The sequence below is a fragment of the Thalassospiraceae bacterium LMO-JJ14 genome (assembly GCA_021555105.2).
Taxonomy (GTDB): Bacteria; Pseudomonadota; Alphaproteobacteria; order Rhodospirillales; family Casp-alpha2; genus UBA4479.
Genome location: CP134604.1, coordinates 1,324,386 through 1,346,952, shown reverse-complemented (window position 1 = coordinate 1,346,952; position 22,567 = coordinate 1,324,386). Strand labels below are relative to the sequence as shown.

Genomic DNA, 22,567 nt, shown 5'->3' with positions numbered 1-22,567 from the left:
AGGGATGCAGCCTGCAGCAACAGGGGTCGGGGTTGACGGATAAAATGCGGCAAAGCACCGCTATGGTTCTGGCATTCGTGCTCGTCCTGTCATGGGCTGAAACCTCACGTGCAAACATCGACGGAGATGACCGGCAAGACCGGAATCCGATCGAATGGCTGCTCAATGATCTTGGCAAACTGCTGCAGAAAGCAACGTCATCGCTGAAGCAGAAAACCACACAATCCGAAGCCGAGAACGAGGAAAAAAACGACCGCCGGAAAGCATCCGCCATGGTCCCCGTTGCCGATGCGCCGCAGACCGAAAGCGCACCAGCCGCCAGCGAAACCGCGCATGATCAGGCTGCGCAAAACGCCGTGGTCGCCGACAAATCCCGCAATCCCCTGGCCTGGTTTCTCAGTGATCTTGCCCGCATCTTTCAACCGGATCTCGAGATCGAACAGAAAGTTGCCAATCCCGGCGGCGTCCCCGCACCGATAAAAGTGTCGTCCTCCGCCGGCGATGGCACGGTGAGCCAGAATCCGGCCCCTGTTGAGGCGCCCGCCGCCACCGTGGCCACCCCTGTTGACAGCACCGATAAACCCAAAAACCCGATTGCCTGGCTGTTCAGCGATCTGGCGAAACTGCTGGCTCCAAAGACCGCCGTCCCGGCGCCGCAAACGGCCAAGATCAACGATACCGTTGAAACCGCGTCCGCCGCCGCCCCCGGTGCGGACGCGCCCCCTGTTGCTGAAACGAAACCGGAAGCCTCCGCAAGCGCGCACTCTCAGGTGATACCCGTTGAAAATGCAACACGCGTGGAGAACACGCCGTCCATGGATCCGATATCCTGGCTGCTTCGCGATATCGCCAGCCTTTTGTCACCCAAGGATACCAGCAAGGACATCAGCGTGAGCACGGATATGGCATCCGTTCCCGCCCCTGAACCGGCGGCGGCAGTTGCCGACACTCAGCCTTCCCGCCCCACGGCCCTGCCGCAGGATGATGAAAGCAGGGGTGCTGACGTCGAGATGGCTGTCGCGCAGAAACCGATGGAAACTGCTCCCCTTGAAATCGCGCCATGGGTGCCGCGCCCGGAAAGCGATCCGTTCAATCCGGATGACAACCTGTTCACAATCAATGGCTCACCGCTTCTCGCTGCCGCGCCGGTTGTTTCCGAACCCGCCCCCCTTGAAACGGCTGTAACTGAACCTGAGCAGAAAATCCCCGTCCTTCGCACCCGCGCCCCCTATCGCCCCTTGATGCGCAATCACGCCGCACTTGGGCACGCGCATAAATCGGTGACTCCGGATCCGCTTGACGAATCGCTTCTCGACCGCGTCCTGGAGAACCTGTTCGGCATCGACAATCCGGCCGAAGCGGAAGAAACCCTCGCCAGCAAGGTATCCGACCGCATCGTGCCCGAGGAAAAGCTCGACCTTGGGTATATATCGCCTGATGCAAATTTGAAGGAGCAGGAGCTAACAAAGATCGGCGATGGCCCGCTCAAGAATATCGATCTCTTCATGGGCCGGGACAGCATTATCGGCGCCCCTTATGACGCCGCCGCTCATAACGCCGATAGCTGCGTTGAAAGATCGCTTCAGGGCAGCGTTTTCTGCCTCAAGAACCTGAACTGGCCATCGGAGATCGCCGCCAGCTTTGCTACAGATACCGCATTCGTGCTGCCGGGCGAAGGCGTTGTGCGCTATGAAAACGGCACCGTCAGTCGTGTTTATGCCGTCTTCAAAGCCGGCGATTTTGCCGATGTCGTTAAATTCATGCAGCACCGCTTTGGCCCGCCGCAGGAACGCGAGATCGGCTGGATGCACATGCTGGAAGCGCCGAGACTACCCAATACGACCTTCCGCTGGAAAGCGTTCAGCGCCGATCACACCGATGCCATCGTCCTCGAAGTACGCAATTTCGACGATCTGCGCCGCTCGTTCGCCGATATGGATCGCGGCATGGTACGGCTTTATCGCAACGGGTCGCGGCCGATTTTCAAGCATATCTCGACGATGGATCTGATGCTGATGCAGCGCCGCCGGCTGGCAAACGCGCCGGTCGAGGTCAATCAGCCGCCAAAGCAGCAATAATCCAGTTCCTTCCTTCGCTTCACATCAGTTTCATCGCCCTCCCCTGCTTTTCATCACCCGCTATTTGTCGTAGCGTTCAGGCAACAACGGATGTTCACCGTTCCATAACAATCAGATGAAATCAGGAGTACGCCGCATGGGGTGGCAAGGCAAAATTCTCAGGGTCGATCTCAGTTCAGGCACGGTTACGCCGGAACCGCTCAACATGGAGTGGGCAGAGAAGTACATGGGCCAGCGCGGTCTCGGCACCAAGTACCTTTCTGAAGAAATCGACCCGGCCGTCGATCCCCTGGCGCCCGGAAACAAACTGATTTTCGCCACCGGGCCGTTGACCGCGACGGGGGTGTCGACCGGCGGCCGCTATTCGGTCATTACCAAGGGTGCGCTAACGGGGGCTATTGCGTGCTCCAACTCCGGTGGCCAGTTCGGCGCCTACCTCAAACTCGCCGGGTGGGACATGCTGATCCTCGAAGGCAAATCTCCGGACCCTGTGTATCTGTATATCGAAAATGACGATGTCCGCATCCTGCCGGCCACGGATTTCATCTGGGGTGAAACCGTGTGGGATACCGAAGACAAGATCACCGCCAAGCACCAGAACCCGAACATCAAGATCGCTTCCATCGGCATTGCCGGTGAGAACCTGTGCCGCTTTGCGTGCGTCATGAACGACCGCGACCGCGCCGCCGGGCGCTCCGGTGTCGGCGCCGTCATGGGGTCGAAGAATCTCAAGGCCATCGCCGCATACGGCACTGTCGGCACCACCGTTGCCAATCCCGAGAAATTCAAGGAAGCCAACGCCGCCGCACGCCACAAGCTCGACCCGCATGCCGCGCGGACCCGTCTTTCGACCATCGGCACGCACTCCATGCTCGACGTCACGAACGCCTATGGTTCGGTGCCGACCATGAATTGCCGCGCTGTTCAGTTTGCCGGCACCGACAAGATCAACGTCAAGGCCGCGCACACGCCCAGACGCTCCGACGGACACAAGAACGTTCAGGGCAACAAGGCCTGTTTTGCCTGTTCCATCGGCTGCGGCCGCATCGCCACCATTGACCCCGAGCATTTCTCGGTGAAGGACAAGCCCCGCTACAAGCATTCGCTGGGCGGACTGGAATATGAGAGCATTTATGCGGTCGGTCCGATGTGCGGGGTCGACGATATCGATGCAGCGACATACGCCAGCGCGCTGTGTAACGAACACGGCATGGACCCGATTTCGTTCGGCGCTTCCGTTGCAGCAGCGATGGAACTGTATGATGTCGGCGCGATCACCAAGGAAGACACCGGCGGCATAGCGCTCGAGTTCGGATCCGCGGAAGCGCTCTGCTGGGCGGCTGAAGTGACCGGAACAGCGACGGGTTTTGGCAAGGACATCGGCCTGGGCGCAAAGCGGCTTTGCGACAAGTACGGTCATCCGGAATTTTCCATGACCGTCAAAGGCCAGGAATTTCCCGGATACGACACACGTGCCATGCAGGGCATGGGGCTGGCATACGCAACGTCCAACCGGGGTGCCTGCCATCTTCGCGCCAGTCCTTTCGTCGATGATTTCGCGCACGTCAGGCCCGACGGCAAGGCAGAGATCGTCAAGAAATCACAGGACCGCAACGCGGCGTGGGATTCCACCGGCGTCTGCCTGTTTGCCGGCAACGCCTGGGAAGTCGATGATTTGGTTGCACAGCTTGCCGGCGCACTGCCCGGCGACTGGTCGGTGGACCGGTTCTTCGATACCGGCGAGCGCATCTGGAACATGGAACGGATGTTCAACATGCGCGCCGGGTTCACCAAAGACGACGACACGTTGCCGAAACGCATGTTGGACGAACCCGCTCCTTCAGGCGCCGGCAAGGGCAGGGTCACCGAGCTTTCGAAGATGCTGCCGGAGTATTATGAACTGCGTGGCTGGACACCGGACGGTGAGCCGACAACGCAAACCTTGAGCCGTCTTGGGCTGAGCTGACGTGATCCAGGTCGGCTTCCAGCTCGTTTCCATCGATGCCACCGAGTACAAGGGGCTCGGCCGTGACGGCCTTGGCGAAATCCCCCTGAAGGATGGCGGCACCCTGGCCGAAGCCATGTCCATGATCGGCATGAAACCGGAACTCGGCTTCATGACACTGGTCAACGGCGATCCGGTGGCCCCCGAAAACCGCACGGCAAAGACGCTGAACGACGGCGATCAGATTGTCGTCTTCCCGCCGATCGAAGGCGGGTAAAGAAAAAGGGCGGGATGCGAACACCCCGCCCGAGTTTACTTAGGGAAGATTCTTTTACGTCTGACAGGCTTCAGCTGCCGAGGGCTTCACGCGGCGGCACGTATGTGTATCCCAGGTCCCTGGCCACGGCGTCCTCGGTGATCTTGCCGTCGATCACGTTCAGGCCGTTGAGGAAATGCTCGCTCGACAACAGCGCATCCTTGTAGCCCCTGTCCGCCAGCATCAGCGTGTAGGGCAGCGTTGCGTTGTTCAGCGCATGAGTCGAAGTGCGCGGCACCGCGCCCGGCATGTTGGCGACGCAATAATGAACGACATCATCGACGACGAATGTCGGCTCTGCGTGCGTGGTTGCCTTCGATGTTTCAAAGCAACCGCCCTGATCGATGGCGACATCGACGAGCACGGTTCCGGGCTTCATTTCCTTGACCATCTGGCGTGTCACCAGTTTCGGTGCGGCGGCGCCTTTGACGAGCACGCCGCCGATAACCAGATCGGCATCAAGCACATGCTGCTCAAGCGCGGCCGTCGTCGAATAGATGGTATTCAGAACCGGTCCGAAGCGCTCGGCCAGATGATTCAGGACGTCCAGATTCCGGTCGAGCACGGTCACATCGGCGCCCATGCCGATGGCCATCTGGATCGCATTCTCGCCGACCACGCCCCCGCCGATAACGACGACCTTGGCAGCGGCCACACCCGGCACGCCGCCGATCAGAATCCCCTCGCCGCCCTGTGCCCGCTCGAGGCAGTGTGCCCCGGCCTGCACCGACATGCGTCCGGCGACCTGCGACATCGGCGCCAGAAGCGGTAAACGCCCCCGGGCATCGGTGACTGTTTCGTAGGCGATACAGATCGCACCGCTTGCAACCAGATCCTTCGTTTGCTCGGGGTCCGGGGCCAGATGCAGATAGGTGAACAGGATTTGCCCTTCGCGGAGCATCTTGCGTTCCACCGGCTGCGGTTCCTTGACCTTTACGATCATGTCGGCGCGCTGGAAGATTTCCTCGGCGCTGTCGATGACGTCGGCACCCTGGGCCCGATAATCTTCATCGCTGCGCCCGATGCCGATGCCGCAGTTCTTCTCGACAATGACCTGGTGGCCGTGTTTCACGACCTCGCGCACGCTGGTCGGCGTCAGGCCAACCCGGAATTCGTTATTCTTGATCTCTTTGGGAACCCCGATGAGCAATCCCGTATCCTCCACTTTTTACCCTTGCTCAGCGCAAGGGGATTACACGATGGCACGGAGTTTATCCCTGAAAGATGGCGTGAGTCCTTGCAAAAATACGGACTTTAACCATCATTTTTAGAATAAACTGTTTTAAATAGCTATTTAACAGAATAATATTCGAATTATGCTTGATTCTATCGATCATTCCATCATTTCGTCTTTGCAAGCGGATGGCCGAATCAGCAATGTGCAGCTTGCCGACAAGGTTGGGCTTTCACCGTCCGCCTGCCTGCGCCGTGTGCAGCTCCTTGAAGAGCGCGGCATCATTGCCGGGTATGCTGCCGTGATCGATGCCGCGACACTTGGCTGGGCGACCCACGTCATCGTCTCGATAACCCTGGAGCGCCAGAGCGAGGATTATCTAAGCGCTTTCGAGCGCGCCGTTGCCGACTGCCCCGACGTGATGGAGTGTTATTTGATGGCCGGGGATGCCGACTACGTCTTGCGCCTGCAGGCCCGCGATGCGGCGGATTACGAACGTATCCACAAGCTCTACCTGTCGCGCTTGCCCGGTGTGGCGCGTATCCAATCCAGCTTCGCCCTCAGGCAGGTCGTGCGGCGTAACGGCGTACATCTGGATGCACACTAACTCGTGAATAAAGCCGGCTGGCTTTTCGGCCATCAAACACCATATGCTTGGCAGATAGTGAAGGAGTGTTTGCCATGTTCGGACTATTCCAGAAGCCGACCGAAATTCCGAAACGCACCGAAGCCCTGCCCGGTCGCGCCGAAGCCATCCAGACGGCAACACACCATGCCGTCAACGGGAACCCGTTAAAGCCGCCGTTTCCGGAAGGCCATGAAACGGTATTGTTCGGGCTGGGTTGCTTTTGGGGCGCGGAAAGAATTTTCTGGCAGTTGCCGGACGTTTACGTGACCGCCGTCGGCTACGCCGGTGGACTGACCCCGAACCCGACGTATGAAGAAGTCTGCACCGGGCGCACCGGCCACAATGAAGTTGTCCTGGTCGTCTTCGATCCGAAGAAAGTGCCGTTTCGCAAGCTGATGCAAACCTTCTGGGAATCCCATGACCCGACACAAGGCATGCGCCAGGGCAATGACGTCGGCACGCAATACCGGTCCGGCGTGTACGTGACGTCCGACGACCAGCGCGCCAACGCCGAGGAAACCAAAAAGGCCTACCAGAAGGCATTGCGGAATTACAAATATCCGGCAATCACGACGGAAATCCTGGACGCGCCGGAATTCTACTACGCCGAGGATTATCACCAGCAATATCTGCACAAGAACCCGCGCGGCTATTGCGGGCTCGGCGGCACCGGGGTGCGCTGCGGCTAGATCCTGTTGGCGCTCGACGGCAGATTATCGAGTTTCCGCATTTCCGCGGATTCCAGCAGGTCCTTGTCATCGAGCCATTCGGAAAAGAAACCGAGCGCATCGTCGCCCCAGAACACTTCACCATCCGCCGCGAACGACGGCACGCCGAAGACACCCTCCGCCAACGCCTGTTCGCCGTTGGCTATCAATTCCTGCTTCACTTGAGGATCGGCAATCCGCGCATCGCCGTCCGCAACGCCCGCCCTGTCCTGAATGGCCTGCCAACCCGCATCGCTGTCGGGCAAATGCCCCTCGCCCCAGATCGCATGGAAGATGCTGCCGACGGCTTCAGGTGTCGACCCCAGAGCAATGCATAATCTGAGCGCCCGGATCGGATTGAACGGATGTGCGTCCGGCATGGTAAACGGCACACCGCGTTTTTTGGCCTGCCACGTTACCATACGATAGGTGAACAATCGCTTTGACGGAATTTCCGCCGGTCCTTTTTGGCCGTTGGCATTCAAAAGCCCGGCGAACAGCACCGGCTTGAGCGAGAGATCGCAACGCTTCGACACCTCGTCCAGACGCAGGAACTGCAGATAACTGAATGGCGAAATAACGTCAAAATACCAGTGCACGTGCATGATGCTTCCTCTCTTTTTGTTGCATGAGACATTCTTAGGACGATCCACTAAGCTTCAAGCATGTTTATTCTGGTTCACGGTGCCTATCACGCCGGCTGGTGCTGGCAGCCCCTGATCGAACGGTTACGCGCCCGCGGCCATGACGCTATCGCCCCGGATCTGCCGGGGCATGCTTTTGCCGACGGTTGGATCGGGCAGCAGGATATGTCCAATTATATCAATGCGATCGTCGACCTCATCGACAAATCAGAGGCCCCGCCGGTACTGCTCGGACATTCCATGAGCGGCGCCGTCGTTGCCGGGGCCGCCGAGCTTCGGCCCGATAAACTGGAAAAAGTGATATTCCTCGCCGCCTATATTCCGGCAGACGGCGAAAGTGTCGGCGACATGGTCAAAACCGATCCCGAATCGCATGTAAAAGCCGGCAAAATCGATGTCGGCGGCGTAACCGCAATCAGTCTCGGCGCCGGGGTTTTGCAAGACGCATTTTACAACGACGCGACGGACGAACAGCTCGGCTGGGTCGAGGACCGGATACAGCTTCAGGCTGCCCATACATTTCGCACCCCGATTGCGTTGAGTGACGCCAACTTCGGCCGCGTCCGCAAGGCCGCCATCGTTTGCAGCGGGGACCGTGCAATTTCGCCTGCGCACCAACGCTGGATGGCCGAGCGTGCCGGCTGCGATCCCATCGTTGAACTGGACAGCGGACACTCGCCGTTCGTAACGGCGGCGGATGACCTTTGCGAGGCGTTACTCGGCCTCTAGGAAATTCCGGTAATCGGCGGCCAGATCCTTGACCGCCGCAGCGCGCAGACGCTCCCCGATGGCCGCTGTCGCCAGCGTCGGGTCCGAGCCGATCCGCCCATCCGGGAACCGACGGCGATAATCTTCGCAGTCATAGAAGCTTCCCCGCGGAGCGATTTCAGGCGACAGTTTCGATGCGCTGGAAATGCGCGCGCCATCTTCGGGATACCCGAAATAGGTCAGCGATACTTCGCCTGCCGTGGCATGCGAGCCGTTGGCATCGCCGAACGCCTCGGCTTCGATTTCATGCACCGACGGGCATTCGAACCAGTTCCTGAGCACGCAGCGCAGACCGCTTCGGTTGTGCCGTGCGGTCCCCATGCTGCTTTCCGCGTATAACTCGTCGAACGCCGCCTTGACGGTGGCGATGTTGCCGCCGTGACCGTTGACGAAATAGAACCGGTCGAAACCGTGCCGGGCCAGCGAGGTCACCATGTCGCCGATGACGGCGATCAGGGTCGTCGGGCGGAGCGTGATGGACCCCGGAAAACCCAGATGATGCTGTGCCATGCCGACGCTGATGGTCGGCGCGATCACCCCGTCCACTTCCTCGGCCAGCTTTTCAGCGACGATCTCCGGGCAAAGGGCGTCGGTACCGATGAAACCGGTCGGGCCATGCTGCTCGGCGGAACCGATCGGCATGATCACGGCCGTAGAACGCTTCAGGTAGGTTTCGACCTCGGGCCAGGTCATCAGTTGCAAGCGCATGCGGTTATCTCCTTGTCACGTAACGGCGGGTTGAGAGCACCATAATTCATCTGCCCATGAAGTCATGCAATAATGGGTGACCAAATATGTCATATATATAGAATAAGACTGAACCATGAGCCTCAGATACGAAAAAGCCGACAACCTGTTACAGCTCGCCCTTGAAATGCAGGCGGCGCGGCAGGGCCTGTCGTTGCCGGATATTCAGGAGCGCTTCGACGTCGGCCGCCGCACGGCCATGCGCATGCGCGATGCGATTTTACGCAACTTCCCGCAAGCGATCGAGGTCGACACCGGCGAAAAGACCAAGCGCTGGCGCATCCCGCCGGGTGTGCTCGACCGTTTGGTCTCGTTTTCCGCCGACGAGCTGGCCGATATCGAAAGCACGATTACCCTGCTCCGTGCCAATGGTCAGCCGGACCGCGCGGAACGGCTGGAAAACCTGCGCGGCAAGCTGAGGGCGCTTATTCCCCCGGATGTCGCCAGACGCACCGAGCCGGATATAGACGCGCTTCTGGAAGCCGAAGGCTTTGCCATGCGCCCGGGCCCCCGGCCGCGGGTCCCCGGTCAGGTCATGGTGGAACTTCGCGATGCGGTGAAAGCGTGCCTCAAGACCGAGATCGAGTATCGCAACCGCAGGAACGGCAAACTGAATACGCGCCTTGTACACCCCTATGGTTTCCTGTTCGGCCACCGTAATTATCTCGTGGCTTTTCACGAACACCCGAAGGCCAATGACATGGCACTGTTCAGCCTCAGCAATATCGAAGGAGTCCGGATACTGGAAGACTATTTTGTCCGCGATCCGGCCTTCCGCCTTTCCGAGTTCGCAGCCCGGTCATTCGGCGTTTATCAGCAAGATCCATACGAAGTGATCTGGAAATTCTCACCCGAGGCGGCAACGACAGCCGCAGAGTTCGAATTTCACCCGACCCAGGTCCTTGAACCTCAGGAAGACGGCGCGCTGATCGTACGTTTTTGGGCGGCATCCGATCTTGAGATGGCTTGGCATCTGTATATGTGGGGAGACAAGGTCGAGGTCCTGGCCCCCGAAAGCCTAAAACAACTGGTCGGAAACCACCGGCCCACATGGCCAGCACTACCGTAAAGGCTAAATTGATTAGTCGCGGATGGTGCGTTCCGGCGGAAAAGCCACGATGACCGTGGTCCCTTTTTGCGGCGCGCTTTGAATGCTGAGCGAACCGCCATGCAGTTCCGTGAACTTCCTGGAAAGCGGCAAACCAAGGCCGGTGCCGCCATGGGTCAGTTCCGAGCGGTTTCGCACTTGGCCAAAAGGCTCAAGTGCGCGGGGGATATCGCTCTCGGAAATGCCGATCCCGCTATCGATGACACGAATTACGATGCCGCCGTCCTGATCCAGCTTGGCGCTGATGCCGACGTCGCCGTCATCAGGTGTGAACTTGATCGCATTGGTCAACAGATTGACCAAAATCTGTTTCAATAACCGCTTGTCGGCTAGCAGCTTGGGCAGACCGTCGGGGATTTCGATAGCAGTCCAATCTCGCTTGTCTTTTGTCCGGGTATAGGCGAGCCGCAAGGCCGAGCGGACGATGTCTGGAATACTGAGGGCCGTTTCCTCGAGATCCGTTTCCCCTGCCTCGATCTTGGATATATCCAGAATATCGGTGATGACATCCAGAAGATGCTCACCGGAAACATTGATATCGGTAACATATTCCCTGTGCTTGTCGTTCAGCGCGCCAAAAATGTTTTCCAGCATAACTTCGGACAGTCCAATTATGGAATTCAAAGGCGTTCGTAATTCGTGGCTCATGTTCGCCAGAAATTCGCTTTTTGCCCGGGACGCCATCTCGGCACGTTCTTTGGCGTTTTGCAGTTCGGTTTCGTTCTCGCGACGGTCCGTGATGTCCGTCGATGTCGAGCCGAAAGCAATTATTTTCCCGGCACGGTCATATACCGGAAACTTGGTGACAATCACGTAATGGTCCGAGCCGTCAGCAAGCGTTTTGGCTTCTTCACGGCGACGAACTTCGCCTGTCGAAAGCACGAGGCGTTCCATCTCCTCGCGAATTACCAAATCCCGGTCAGGAATCGGCAGGGCCTCACGCGCCGTTTTGCCAATAACATCGCTTATCGGCGTGCCATACCATTCCTCGAATTTCAAATTCGCCAGAATATAGCGTCCATTTATGTCACAAAGGGTGATCGGAATTGGCAGGTTGTCGACAATCGTCTGCAGCAGGAAGCGTTGCTCCTGATGTGCATGGTCAGCGCGCCAACGGGTTACCTCGGCGCCTATACGCTGACTGACAAGGCGAAAGAAGGCTGTGTCCGTATCGTCTTCTTTAATCGGTCTGTGGTCACAGACAAAGACGTGGCCGATCGTGTTTCCCTGCAGATCGTGAAAGCCTTCGGCGCGATAGCTCTGCAAACCCAGATCGTGTTCGATACCTTTTACGGGGAAGACACCACCAAGGTTATTACCGCAAAAAACATGCGCCTCACTGTTCTCTGGATTGTAAACTTCGCCACACGCTGTCCCGTCCCTTTCGCAAGTAAACGGCTCCATAAACTCACCATCTTTGATCACACAAATCAGGTTGATCTTCGTGCCGTCTTTACTGAGTTCGCCAACCCCGGCGATCACGCTGTTCAGACCAATGGATAACGCACGTAAAGCCGTCTGCAGAAACTCGGTATGCGTACCGGTGGCGCCCGCCAGCATGGTTAATGCCGCAAGTCGCGCTTCAGCCTTGCTTCCTGGCTCACTTGAGCCGAAGTCGATCTGTTGCACGTTTTCCATGTATCGTAGGGGCGCTTGTGCGCCTCCCCCCATAAGCACAGATACAAGAATAGACGATCAAATAAAATTAATGAAGCGTGTTTGTTATACCCTTCCAAAATAAGCATTCTCTAATAAAAGAACTCATCGGCTTAAAAAAACCTTATTCTGCGATCTTATGCACACCGTGCCGCCTTATACTGAAATATAGCGGCCTCGGAATAATTCAGAACAAAGTAATCGACGACATATTGTCTGATTTTCTCGAACAGAATTAGATCTGCATTCAGAAATGTGCATAACTCAACAAGTTCATTTCATGTGGAGAATTGCGAAATGTTCCCCCGGCGTCAGGCACTAGTACACTTCGCGCGCCTGGGCGTCTGTTTCCGGAACACATCCTGTTGATCGATCCGAGCGTCAGCAGCAGACGTTCGCCGTCAACCTGAACAAACCGAAGCGTTGAATGCGAGCGCCAGCGAGCGGGCCAGCTCGGCTTCATTGAACCGCGTTGGAACCGAAGAGCACCGCACTACAGGATTGGATACTATGGATGAGTCATTGAAAATAAATGGTGCCCAGGGGCGGACTGTGTCGCCGAAGAGCTATACTTCTATATTTTCAATAGCTTAACAACATCCCCAATCACCCCCTCTGTACCACCGCGTTGTGCCAGCGACAACATCATAAACTCTAATCTATTGACGTAGTGACGGTTCGCCAGCACGCGAAGCAATGACCACTCATAATCATGACCGGACAATATCTCGAAATACGTAGGTCGCCAGTTGTAGCCATGTCTTGACCTTTGGCCGAGTATAATTGGCATATTCTCAACCAACGCATCATCCCACTTAACCATCTGTCCAACGTTGCGTTTGCATACGACCAAGCCTCTACCTTAACTGACATAGGGAAACAAAAGATTGGACGTGACAGCCCTTATAACACTGTCATTTCCGTATATGAACAATACCACCTCGCCATAATGACGGTTTCATTCACCTCTAAACGAACACTGACATTTTACAAATCATGATCCGACTAAGCCTCGAGTAGGCGAGTTATCGGCATCTAACTAGGAGATGCATTATTTTCGACAGAAGCATAAATACGATGGCAAAAACGTATTATTTACTCGCAACCGGGTTATCACATCATAATTGTGAGGTGAAAGAATGATTCATGACGTCGCGAACCTATTGCGCTCCTTTGCAGAAAAGGAAGCCATAACGCTTGAACAAGCGGGTATCCGTCATGCTCCAACCATCGGTGAAATGTATGAAGGTTTAACAACCGACATTCTTGAGCGTACGATCCCACCGGGCTTAGGACTCCAAGTCGTATCAGGTTTTGCCGAAGACGACGAAGGTGAACTCAGCAATCAGATCGATTGCATGCTCGTCCGTGGCAAAGGAACGCCTGTGCCATACACTGATAAATTCAAATGGCACATTAAGGACGTTATCGCCGTTATCGAGGTCAAGAAGAACCTGTTCTCCAAAAGTCTCGATGAAGCGTATCATCAGCTTCGCGAGGTCCTAGAAACCCATTCACGCTGGATACAGAAGGTCAAAGGCGGTAATTCCGTCAACATGCTACCTTCACGCCGCGCCTTTAGCGAAATTACGGGCATTATCGCGCCTTCCTATGAAAGGCTAAGTGAATTACCGCCTGAGATCGAACATATCTTTCATACCGTTGTAGGTGACCAATTTTCACCGGTGCGCATTGCATTTGGATACGGTGGTTTCAGCAGTGAATACGGGTTGCGCAAGGGGTTCCTGAAATTCCTCGAGGATAAGCTTCTGAAAACAGGATATGGTCCGCACGCCTTTCCACAACTAATTGTGGCGGGGGGCGCCAGCCTCGTAAAATTCACCGGCCATCCCTACCGATCCCCAATGAACGGCGACAATATGCTCCTACTGGCGAGTTCTAGCTCCAACCCCCTGCTCCTTATGTTAGAGCTGATCTGGACACGCTTATCATATATCCAGCCAATGCCTGAACTGTTTGGCGAAGACCTTCAAATGGAGGGGTTTTCGCCGCTTCTTTGGACGAGGCTGGCTGAGCACCCAGAAAATCCGGAGCAATACGGTTGGATATGTACTTCCGAGACCATCAGCAAGAAAGCGTTGGAAAATGCGCCTGTGGCAACCAACTGGGAACCCAACGAGCTTACGAAAGAGCAGTTCGTTGTTATCAACCTTCTATGCCAAGGCGAAACGGTCGACACGAGCAAGAAGGACTTCTTATCCTTCGTCTCAGGTTCTGGGCTAACTGCTGACGAATTTATCAACACCTTAATCGAAACACGCTTGGTTGCACGGAAAGGAAAAGAATTAGAACTCACTACTGTCGAATGCTTATGCGTGATCTTGCCCGATGGCCGCTCAATTGCAGCAGAGAATAATACCGGACGGCTGTCACGATGGATTGACCGCTATATGCAACAACGCCAAGAATCGGACGAATAAAGTTACGCTATATAATTTTGAAGACTTGCGTCTGATTTAACTATCGAGATGACTCAGCTATATCCTCCTCCATCCTTATCGATAGCAGGGTTTAGGCCATACAAAGACGTAGCATTTGCAACTTTCTAAGAAGCTACTTTCGAAGTTCTTTTGGGCACACACTTGGAAGGGTACCCGGATAAAACCGATTAAGTTTTGATAGGAATTTCTGTTGGGGTATCAATAAATATTCCAAGGCACGATCCCCCCGTGCCCCCGGCGCATCAACGGCACAAGCTGCAATTATTAAGCTTTGGGGTTCATTCTTCTTATGAGGCGCTGGAGTGTCATTAAACCTACATTCTAATGCAGTTCCAAATCAGAGACCCACCCGTTTTTATAGATAGGCACAAATTCTGAAGCCTGTTTGATCACCAGTTTTTTACCGATGCTATCCAACAATTCTAAATATCGGGCTTCAACAGCATGCAAAAGTGAGGCTGTGATTTCAGACTTCACTTCATTGCGAGATCGGCATAAATCTCTAAATTGACGAAACCACATTATTTCATTCAGCGGACGATACGGCATGCCCCCCGTCATCTCTGTACCTTCACACTGCCCTAGATATGACTCTTCGAATTCAAGCTCCGATAATTTTTCAATCGAAATCTGAGATTTATATCTAGTTGGCTGATTTACTGATTTAAGTGGGTACCACCTCACTGTCAGGTTACCTGATTGATTCTCTCGTGCCACAACAATGATCTTCGGACGCCGTTTAACGGACCAATTTTTTTCATCCATCAATTCCTTAACTGCACCACTACACACCCCAAAATCATCTTCCGCTTCTTGGAATAACCTACTGAGAAATGGATGCTTTTTATCCTCACCAGCAGCTAATAAAGCATCTAATAAAAACTTATTACTCTGTGTCATATATGACCCCACGGTTAAAAACGTCGGATCAATGTCTTTTGACTACCCAGCCTGGTCAAGGACTAGGCGTAATAAATAAATCTATGCATAAGTGACTGATGCCGTTTAGGTGATTTTGTTCAACTTGGCGTTCAAAAAACCCCTCCAAAATCCGTGTCTGTAAACCTAGGATTTCTGTGCCCTAAGGACACCTTGATGTGGCGTTCATAAACCATCTGTTAAATGAACATATAGAATTGGGCGTTATGTGCCCCCGGCCAAGATCCGCCCACGCAACGTTGGTATTGGCTGTCCGGTTCTCCATCCAATTGAGCCTATGAGCCTTAATGCACGACAATAATAACTTGTAAGTTCCTATAGGTTCCTATAGGACTCCGTTAGGTTCTTTTATAGGCATATCACATACAGGAGGAGTAGATGCCAAAAGTCTATCACCCGGTTCGATGCATATACGTCAAAGCAAGCAAGCCACACCCGGAAGACACCGAATACCTTGTATCCTTTGGGCTTGAGTATTGGGGCGGCAAAGAGCCAGTCCATGTAATCAAGGTACAGATGGTTTATGGAGGCGCTGTATCAGGGCGCAGATCGCCATCCTATCCATCAGGCACTGATGATCTGGATAGAGTCATGAAAGCATTGGCTGAAATTAAGAAAGGTGGAGGCGAACCTGGTAGGGGCAAGATCAATCCACTTTAAAAATGCATGTAGCCCGAGGAGCCAATTTGATGAAAGCCGCCATTTACATTCGCGTTTCCACCAATGATCAAAACACCGAGAACCAGCGCCTCGTTCTTGAAGAAGCTGCCAAAGGTGCCGGATGGGATATCGTAGAGATATACGAGGACCAGGGCATATCCGGCTCAAAGGGCCGTGATCATCGCCCTGCCTTCAACCGACTCTATCACGATGCCACGCGACGGAAGTTCGATGTAGCGATGGCCTGGTCGGTTGACCGCCTTGGCCGGTCACTTCAAGACCTCGTCGGTTTCCTGAGCGAACTTCACGCGACCAATGTCGATCTCTACCTTCATCAACAAGGCATCGACACAACAACACCCGCAGGGAAGGCGATGTTTCAAATGATGGGTGTATTCGCCGAGTTTGAACGTTCCATGATCCAAGATCGCGTCAAAGCCGGACTGGATCGTGCTAGGGCCAACGGCATAAAGCTCGGACGCCCTGCCCTCTCGGATGACCTCCGAAACCAAATTCTAACTGCCAGAGAAGCAGGACGTAGTCTTCGCAGTATTGCGAAGCAGGCTGGCGTATCATTGGGTACCGTGCACGGCATCGTTAAAAGCGCAGCGGCATAGGGGCTAGTGCCGGAACTGTGGCATGGCTCGCCTATGGCGGGTATCATCCCAATTAAGAAAACATAGGGGAGAGCAACTTGGTCAACGGTGACGACGAGAAACGCCTTTGGGCGGCAGCGGATCAGCTATGGGCGAACACAGGCTTAAAGCCTAGTGAGTTCTCCGGCCCTGTCCTGGGCCTGATCTTTCTTCGCTATGCTGAGAAGAAGTATGCTGAAGCCGAGGCTAAGCTGGGGCAGGTCGGTTCCGGTGGTCGTCGCAAGATCAGCAAGGCTGACTACGAAGCCGAGGGGGTGATCTTCCTGCCAGCCGAAGCTCGCTTCTCTCATCTCCTCTCCCTCACCGAAGGCGACAACATCGGCAAGGCCATTAACGATGCCATGAAGGCTGTGGAGGACGAGAACACCGACCTCAAGGGCGCTCTGCCCCGCACCTACACCCAGATCGAGAACCACGTTCTGGTCGAACTTCTGAAACTGCTGGCCCCCGTGGACCTGACCGGGGACGCATTTGGTAAGGTCTACGAATACTTCCTTGGCAACTTTGCCATGGCCGAGGGCCAGAAAGGCGGCGTCTTCTACACCCCGGAAGCCATCGTGAAACTGATCGTAGAGATCATCGAGCCGTATCACGGGCGCATCTACGATCCGGCCTGTGGCTCCGGTGGTATGTTCGTCCACTCGGCTGGTTTCGTGGAACGCCACCACAAGACAGCGATGGAGGAAATCTCCATCTTCGGGACCGAGAAAGACCAGATCACCGTCAACCTGAACAAGATGAACCTCGCTATCCACGGGTTGTCGGGCAACGTGATCAAGGCCAACACCTTCTACGAAGACCCTCATGAAGCGGTGGACAAGCTGGGTGGCCGGTTCGACTTCATCATGGCCAACCCGCCGTTCAACGTCTCTGGCGTAGATAAAGAGCGTCTAGAGGGAGACCTACGATTCCCCTATGGGCTACCCCGAACAGACAATGCCAACTACCTGTGGATTAGCCTGTTCCATGCAGCCCTGAACGCAACGGGCCGGGCCGGGTTCGTCATGGCCAACTCAGCCGGTGATGCACGGGGCAGTGAGGCGGATATCCGTCAGAAGATCATCGAAACTGGCGCGGTGGACGTGATCGTCTCCGTCGGCCCCAACTTCTTCTACACCGTGACCCTGCCCTGCACCCTGTGGTTCTTCGACAAGGGCAAGGTCGGCAAGGACAACGAAGACAAGGTCCTGTTCGTCGATGCCCGGCACATCTTCCGCCAGATCGACCGGGCGCATCGCGATTTCACACCCGATCAGATCGAGTTCCTGGCCAACATCGTACGCCTTTACCGAGGGCAAGAGGTCGAACTGGAGCAGGGTAGTGACAACCTACTGGCGGAGAAGGGGCTGAATGATGGCTACGTGGATGTTCCCGGCCTCTGCAAGATCGCCACACGGGCGGAGATCGAAGCCCAGGGCTGGTCCCTCAACTCAGGGCGCTACGTTGGTGCAGCGGCGCGAGAAGCCGAGGACGTGGACTTCACTGAACGCTTGGAAGAACTGAACGAGGAACTGGAAATTCTCAACGCGGAAGCAAGGGAATTGGAAGCCCAGATCGCAGAAAACGTAGTCTCTGTGTTGGAGGCGGCTCTCGATGGCTGATCACCGCGCCAGCACTCGAATGAAATTACAGGACGTCTGTCATCTTATCACTGACGGCAAACATGGTGATTGCGAGAATCAAGAAGCCTCTGGTTACTATTTCTTGAGTTGCAAAGACGTCCGCGATGGGAAGTTGAACTACGTAGGGGCGCGGCAAATTACAGAGGTTGATTTCCTTGATACCCATCGTCGCACCCAATTGGAACCTGGCGACATACTCGTGACGAACAGCGGCACAATTGGTCGAATGGCTATCGCGCCGAAGGCGGATAGAACTCACCAAACCACGTTCCAAAAGAGTGTGGCAATTGTGAAGCCTGACCATACGAAGGTCTTTAACACTTGGCTGTACTACTACCTACTGGCAGAGGTTGAGCGTCTCATAGCCTTCGCAGGAGGCACTGCCCAGAAGAACTTGCTGCTCAGGGACATGAGGACCTTTGAGATCAACGTGCCACCACAATCAACCCAGCACCGCATCGCCTCCATCCTCTCCGTATACGACGACCTGATCGAGAACAACATGCGGCGGATAACAATCTTGGAGGAAATGGCCCGACGGCTTTACGAAGAGTGGTTCGTCCACTTCCGCTTCCCCGGCCATGAGGACGCCACCTTCACCGAAACCGAACATGGCCGTGTGCCGGGAGGGTGGAAGTATTGTCAACTTGGTGAGGTTTCGGCTTTCATCAGCCGTGGCATTTCGCCCAAATACGACGATGACGCTGAGTGTCGGGTTATCAACCAGAAGTGCATCCGCGATCACAGGCTGAACATGGACCTATCCCGCCGACAGAGTAAGAACGTACCTGAAGATAAGTACGTTCAATTTGGTGACCTTCTGATCAACTCCACAGGTGTGGGCACTCTGGGACGTGTAGCACAGGTGCAGGAGCAATTCGACAAGGTGACAGTGGACAGCCATGTCACAATTGCCCGTGCCAACGACACAATGGACAAGGTCTTCTACGGCCAGCAGTTGTTACATCTACAGCCCCATTTCGAAGATCAGGGTGTAGGTGCAACAGGGCAAACGGAACTATCAAAGACCCGAGTGTCTGAGACGTTGGTCCTTCACCCCAGCCAACCCATACAATCCAGGTTCGGAGAGTTGGTTGACCCAATGAAAAGGCAGATACAGGTTCTGCTTTCGAAGAACACCAACCTTCGCACCCAACGCGACCTCCTGCTGCCCAAGCTGGTTGCCGGTGAGATCGACGTCAGCGAGTCTGAGGTTGCCCTTGAGGATGTCGTCGCATGACCCCTCCGTCTCCTGCCCATGACTATTCTGAAGACGCCCTGGAGCAAGCCGCTCTGGGCCTGTTCGGTGATCTGGGGTGGGAGACGGGGAACCTCTACGGCGAATGGACGGGCAGCATCTCCAGCGAAGGTCGGGGCAGTGATTATGATGTGGTCTTGGTGCCGCGCCTTCGGGCTGCCTTGGCTCGTCTCAATCCAACCTTGGATAATGCGGCCTTCGACCAAGCCATTGAGGTCCTGACACGGGACCGGTCTACCATGATCCCCGTCAACGCTAATCAGGAGGTCTACAAACTGCTCAAGGACGGCATCAACGTGGATGTGCCGGATGAGCGCGGCGGGATGACGACCGAGCGGGTGCGCCTGATCGATTGGCGGGTAGCCGGGAACAATGACTTCTTCATCGCCTCTCAGTTTTGGGTGCGGGGCGACATCTACAACCGCCGCTGTGACCTGATCGGCTTTGTCAACGGCATCCCCCTATTGTTCATCGAACTGAAGGCCAGCCATAACACGCTCAAAGCGGCGTATGACGGCAATCTGACCGACTACCGCTCGGCCATTCCGCAATTATTTACCTTCAACGGCTTCTTGGTTCTGTCCAACGGCTCCAAGACCGTGATGGGGAGCACTTCCTCTCAATGGGAACATTTCTTCGAGTGGAAGCGTATCAACGACGAAGGCGAGAAAGGCGTGGTCTCGCTGGAGACCCTGATCCGGGGTGCAACGACGCCGGAACGTTTGCTGGACATCGTCGAGAACTTCACCGTGTTTGAGGAAGCCAAGGGCGGCCTGATCAAGAAGATGGCCAAGAACCACCAGTATCTGGGCGTCAACAAGGCGATCCTGGAGTTGGACAAAGTCAATCAACGCCCCGAGGACGAGGCTGGGCGGTTGGGCGTATTCTGGCATACTCAGGGGTCAGGCAAGTCGCTCTCCATGGTGTTCTTCACCCAGAAGATCCTCCGCACCGTCCCCGGCAACTGGACCTTCGTTGTCGTTACCGACCGCGAGGAGCTGGACGACCAAATCTACAAGACCTTCGCAGCTACTGGGGCTGTCACCGAAGCAGAAGCCCATGCCACCAGCGGGGCACACTTGAAGAATCTGCTGACCGAGGACCACCGCTACGTCTTCACCCTGATCCACAAGTTCAACACCAAGCAAGGCGAGACCTACCCCCAGCTGTCCAACCGCCGGGATATCATCGTGATCACCGACGAAGCCCACCGCTCCCAGTACGACACGTTGGCCCTCAACATGCGCTCGGCCCTGCCCAATGCGGCCTTTTTGGGCTTCACTGGGACTCCGTTGATCGCCGGAGAAGAGAAGACTAAGGAGGTGTTTGGCGACTACGTCTCAGTCTACGATTTCGGCCAGTCCATCGCGGACGGGGCCACGGTGCCGCTCTACTACGAGAACCGCATCCCGGAACTCCAGCTAACCAACGAGAACCTCTCCGACGATCTGGAACAACTGCTGGAAGACGCTGCGCTAGATGACGATCAGGAGCGCAAGGTCCAGCGGGTCTTTGCTCGTGAGTACCACCTGATCACCCGTGATGAACGTCTGGAGGCCATCGCCGAGGACCTGGTCCAGCACTTCACAGGACGGGGGCACCAGGGCAAGGGGATGATGGTCTGCATCGACAAGGCCACAGCAGTTCGCATGTACGACAAAGTCCAGGCCCACTGGAAGGCCCACCTCGCCAAGCTAAAAGGGCAACGGCCCACCGTGGCTGAGGAAGGCCGTGAAGCCCTTGAGGCCACCATCAAGCGCATGGAGAAGATGGACATGGCCGTGGTCGTCTCCCAGGGTCAGAACGAAGAAGCTGAGATGAAGGCCAAGGGTCTCGACATCGTGCCGCACCGGAAGCGTATGGTCTCAGGCGAGATCGATGAGAAGTTCAAAGACCCGGACGATCCACTCCGGCTGGTCTTCGTCTGCGCTATGTGGATCACGGGCTTCGACGTACCGTCGTGTTCGACCATCTACCTCGACAAGCCTATGAAGAACCACACCCTGATGCAGACCATCGCGCGGGCCAACCGCAAGTACCCTGGCAAGGAAGCGGGGCTGATCGTCGATTATGTGGGCGTGTTTCGCAAACTCCAGGAGGCCCTAGCCATCTACGGTGGGGCGACGGGGGAAGGCGGCGAACAGCCGATCAAGGACAAGTCAGAATTGATTGAGTACCTGAGGGTTCTGTCCGCCCAAGCTATCGCCTTCCTGGTGGAGCGCGGCATCGACCCGGCAGCTATCAAAGAAGCTCAAGGCTTTGAGAAAATCGCCTTGTTGGACGATGCGGTCGAGAAGTTAATCGACACGGACGAGAACAAGAGGACCTACCTGGGCATGGCGGCGGCTGTCTCCCGCGTATACCGGGCGATCCTGCCCGACCCACTGGCAAAGGAACTGATAACGGATGCGGTTCTGGTCTCCGTCCTGGCGCAGAAGATCAAGTCGTTGGCCCCGCCTGTGAACATCTCCCACATCATGGACCAGGTGGAAGACCTGCTGGATCGTTCAGTCGCTCCGATCCCGTACGTCATCGAAGACATGGACGAGGAAAAGCTGTTCGACCTGAGCCAGATCGACTTTGACAAACTAAAGGAGAAGTTCGCCAAAGGACGGAAGCGGACGGAGGCCGAGAAGCTGCGGGCACTGTTGAACCAGAAGCTAGTCCAGATGGCGAAGTTGAACCCTTCCCGTGCCGACTTCCTGGAACGGTTCGAGAAGCTGATCGACAAGTACAACTCTGCCAGCCTCAACGTCGAGGCATTCTTCGCCGAATTAATCAAGCTGACCCAAGACCTGAGCGAAGAAGATCGACGAGCCATGCGCGAAGGCCTCACCGAGGAAGAACTTGCGGTCTTCGATATTCTCACCAAGCCGGAACCTGAGTTGACCGACAAGGAACGCACCGAAGTGAAGAAGGTCTGCAAGGCCCTTCTGGAGACGCTGAAAGCCGAGAAGCTAGTCATCGATTGGAGGAACAAATCTCAAGCACGAGGAGCCGTGGAACAGGCTATTAAGGCGGTCTTAGACCAGGGACTCCCCGAGGTATATGATGAGGCCATCTATGATGCCAAGTGTAGTGCCACGTTCAATCATGTCTTCAGTAGCTATGCCGGTGGCGGAGAAAGCATTTACAATGCTGCCCAAATGTAGGCCACTCACTCCTTCCTAACGATTCACCATCGTCAAACTTCAGTGAG

The 22,567-nt window shown here is 55.6% G+C and carries 18 protein-coding genes; 13 read left to right on the top strand and 5 right to left on the bottom strand.

What is annotated here, in order from left to right; translation table 11 throughout:
- The first annotated feature begins 32 nt into the window (after nt 1-32).
- The 3 genes from L2D14_06575 (at nt 33) to L2D14_06565 (ending at nt 4,300) form a co-directional block, all read left to right on the top strand.
- A complete protein-coding gene (locus L2D14_06575) occupies nt 33-2,078 on the top strand; it encodes a hypothetical protein (protein ID WNK01084.1) in 2,046 nt (681 codons plus the stop codon).
- A gap of 136 nt (nt 2,079-2,214) precedes the next feature.
- The gene (locus L2D14_06570) at nt 2,215-4,044 is read left to right on the top strand and encodes an aldehyde ferredoxin oxidoreductase family protein (GenBank protein WNK01083.1); all 1,830 of its coding nucleotides are present in this window, start codon (nt 2,215-2,217) and stop codon (nt 4,042-4,044) included.
- A 1-nt stretch (nt 4,045) separates the two neighbouring features.
- The gene (locus L2D14_06565; GenBank protein WNK01082.1) at nt 4,046-4,300 is read left to right on the top strand and encodes a MoaD/ThiS family protein; all 255 of its coding nucleotides are present in this window, start codon (nt 4,046-4,048) and stop codon (nt 4,298-4,300) included.
- 70 nt (nt 4,301-4,370) lie between these two features.
- Here L2D14_06565 and ald read toward each other — a convergent pair whose 3' ends face one another.
- Nucleotides 4,371-5,489: an alanine dehydrogenase gene (gene ald, locus L2D14_06560; GenBank protein ID WNK01081.1), complete on the bottom strand. Its 1,119-nt coding sequence runs from the start codon at nt 5,487-5,489 to the stop codon at nt 4,371-4,373.
- 166 nt (nt 5,490-5,655) lie between these two features.
- On the opposite strand from ald, the gene L2D14_06555 reads away from it, so the two are divergent.
- Together L2D14_06555 and msrA are read left to right on the top strand one after the other, a co-directional pair.
- Complete coding sequence (locus L2D14_06555) at nt 5,656-6,120, top strand: Lrp/AsnC family transcriptional regulator (protein ID WNK01080.1); 465 nt, start codon at nt 5,656-5,658, stop codon at nt 6,118-6,120.
- 74 nt (nt 6,121-6,194) lie between these two features.
- Nucleotides 6,195-6,830: a peptide-methionine (S)-S-oxide reductase MsrA gene (gene msrA, locus L2D14_06550; GenBank protein ID WNK01079.1), complete on the top strand. Its 636-nt coding sequence runs from the start codon at nt 6,195-6,197 to the stop codon at nt 6,828-6,830.
- Here the strand turns inward: msrA and L2D14_06545 are convergent.
- Nucleotides 6,827-7,453 (bottom strand): 2-hydroxychromene-2-carboxylate isomerase, encoded by a 627-nt coding sequence (locus L2D14_06545; GenBank protein ID WNK01078.1) that lies wholly within the window; start codon nt 7,451-7,453, stop codon nt 6,827-6,829. The genes msrA and L2D14_06545 overlap by 4 nt on opposite strands.
- Before the next feature lie 60 nt (nt 7,454-7,513).
- Here L2D14_06545 and L2D14_06540 point away from each other — a divergent pair, with 60 nt between their 5' ends.
- Nucleotides 7,514-8,221 (top strand): alpha/beta hydrolase, encoded by a 708-nt coding sequence (locus L2D14_06540; protein ID WNK01077.1) that lies wholly within the window; start codon nt 7,514-7,516, stop codon nt 8,219-8,221.
- Here the strand turns inward: L2D14_06540 and L2D14_06535 are convergent.
- Nucleotides 8,207-8,968 carry a creatininase family protein gene (locus L2D14_06535; GenBank protein ID WNK01076.1) on the bottom strand — a complete coding sequence of 254 codons (762 nt, stop codon included), beginning with the start codon at nt 8,966-8,968 and terminating at the stop codon, nt 8,207-8,209. The two genes, L2D14_06540 and L2D14_06535, sit on opposite strands and share 15 nt — an antisense overlap.
- A gap of 115 nt (nt 8,969-9,083) precedes the next feature.
- Here L2D14_06535 and L2D14_06530 point away from each other — a divergent pair, with 115 nt between their 5' ends.
- Nucleotides 9,084-10,076 (top strand): WYL domain-containing protein, encoded by a 993-nt coding sequence (locus L2D14_06530; protein WNK01075.1) that lies wholly within the window; start codon nt 9,084-9,086, stop codon nt 10,074-10,076.
- Between the two features lie 12 nt (nt 10,077-10,088).
- Here the strand turns inward: L2D14_06530 and L2D14_06525 are convergent, their stop codons facing one another.
- Nucleotides 10,089-11,753: an ATP-binding protein gene (locus L2D14_06525; protein WNK01074.1), complete on the bottom strand. Its 1,665-nt coding sequence runs from the start codon at nt 11,751-11,753 to the stop codon at nt 10,089-10,091.
- A 1,157-nt stretch (nt 11,754-12,910) separates the two neighbouring features.
- Between L2D14_06525 and L2D14_06520 the strand changes: the two genes are divergently transcribed.
- Nucleotides 12,911-14,212, top strand: coding sequence for a hypothetical protein (locus tag L2D14_06520; protein WNK01073.1), 1,302 nt, complete (start codon nt 12,911-12,913; stop codon nt 14,210-14,212).
- Nucleotides 14,213-14,554: 342 nt separating this feature from the next.
- Here the strand turns inward: L2D14_06520 and L2D14_06515 are convergent, their stop codons facing one another.
- Nucleotides 14,555-15,133 (bottom strand): hypothetical protein, encoded by a 579-nt coding sequence (locus tag L2D14_06515; GenBank protein ID WNK01072.1) that lies wholly within the window; start codon nt 15,131-15,133, stop codon nt 14,555-14,557.
- Nucleotides 15,134-15,550: 417 nt separating this feature from the next.
- Here L2D14_06515 and L2D14_06510 point away from each other — a divergent pair, with 417 nt between their 5' ends.
- From L2D14_06510 to L2D14_06490, 5 genes are all read left to right on the top strand, one after another.
- The gene (locus L2D14_06510) at nt 15,551-15,832 is read left to right on the top strand and encodes a hypothetical protein (GenBank protein WNK01071.1); all 282 of its coding nucleotides are present in this window, start codon (nt 15,551-15,553) and stop codon (nt 15,830-15,832) included.
- 29 nt (nt 15,833-15,861) lie between these two features.
- Complete coding sequence (locus L2D14_06505; GenBank protein ID WNK01070.1) at nt 15,862-16,449, top strand: recombinase family protein; 588 nt, start codon at nt 15,862-15,864, stop codon at nt 16,447-16,449.
- Between the two features lie 77 nt (nt 16,450-16,526).
- On the top strand, nt 16,527-18,089 hold the full coding sequence (locus L2D14_06500; protein WNK01069.1) for a class I SAM-dependent DNA methyltransferase: 1,563 nt from the start codon (nt 16,527-16,529) through the stop codon (nt 18,087-18,089).
- A complete protein-coding gene (locus L2D14_06495) occupies nt 18,082-19,350 on the top strand; it encodes a restriction endonuclease subunit S (GenBank protein WNK01068.1) in 1,269 nt (422 codons plus the stop codon). Before L2D14_06500 ends, L2D14_06495 begins: the two co-directional genes overlap by 8 nt.
- On the top strand, nt 19,347-22,520 hold the full coding sequence (locus L2D14_06490; GenBank protein ID WNK01067.1) for a type I restriction endonuclease subunit R: 3,174 nt from the start codon (nt 19,347-19,349) through the stop codon (nt 22,518-22,520). The genes L2D14_06495 and L2D14_06490 overlap by 4 nt, the downstream gene beginning before the upstream one ends.
- Nucleotides 22,521-22,567 lie beyond the last annotated feature (47 nt).

Bases quoted from the DNA above. Each gene is read 5' to 3' on its own strand.
- L2D14_06570 (WNK01083.1), top strand. From the start codon at position 2,215: ATGGGGTGGCAAGGCAAAATTCTCAGGGTCGATCTCAGTTCAGGCACG.
- L2D14_06555 (WNK01080.1), top strand. From the start codon at position 5,656: ATGCTTGATTCTATCGATCATTCCATCATTTCGTCTTTGCAAGCGGAT.
- msrA (WNK01079.1), top strand. From the start codon at position 6,195: ATGTTCGGACTATTCCAGAAGCCGACCGAAATTCCGAAACGCACCGAA.
- L2D14_06545 (WNK01078.1), bottom strand. From the start codon at position 7,453: ATGCACGTGCACTGGTATTTTGACGTTATTTCGCCATTCAGTTATCTG.
- L2D14_06540 (WNK01077.1), top strand. From the start codon at position 7,514: ATGTTTATTCTGGTTCACGGTGCCTATCACGCCGGCTGGTGCTGGCAG.
- L2D14_06535 (WNK01076.1), bottom strand. From the start codon at position 8,968: ATGCGCTTGCAACTGATGACCTGGCCCGAGGTCGAAACCTACCTGAAG.
- L2D14_06530 (WNK01075.1), top strand. From the start codon at position 9,084: ATGAGCCTCAGATACGAAAAAGCCGACAACCTGTTACAGCTCGCCCTT.
- L2D14_06525 (WNK01074.1), bottom strand. From the start codon at position 11,753: ATGGAAAACGTGCAACAGATCGACTTCGGCTCAAGTGAGCCAGGAAGC.
- L2D14_06520 (WNK01073.1), top strand. From the start codon at position 12,911: ATGATTCATGACGTCGCGAACCTATTGCGCTCCTTTGCAGAAAAGGAA.
- L2D14_06515 (WNK01072.1), bottom strand. From the start codon at position 15,133: ATGACACAGAGTAATAAGTTTTTATTAGATGCTTTATTAGCTGCTGGT.
- L2D14_06510 (WNK01071.1), top strand. From the start codon at position 15,551: ATGCCAAAAGTCTATCACCCGGTTCGATGCATATACGTCAAAGCAAGC.
- L2D14_06505 (WNK01070.1), top strand. From the start codon at position 15,862: ATGAAAGCCGCCATTTACATTCGCGTTTCCACCAATGATCAAAACACC.
- L2D14_06495 (WNK01068.1), top strand. From the start codon at position 18,082: ATGGCTGATCACCGCGCCAGCACTCGAATGAAATTACAGGACGTCTGT.
- L2D14_06490 (WNK01067.1), top strand. From the start codon at position 19,347: ATGACCCCTCCGTCTCCTGCCCATGACTATTCTGAAGACGCCCTGGAG.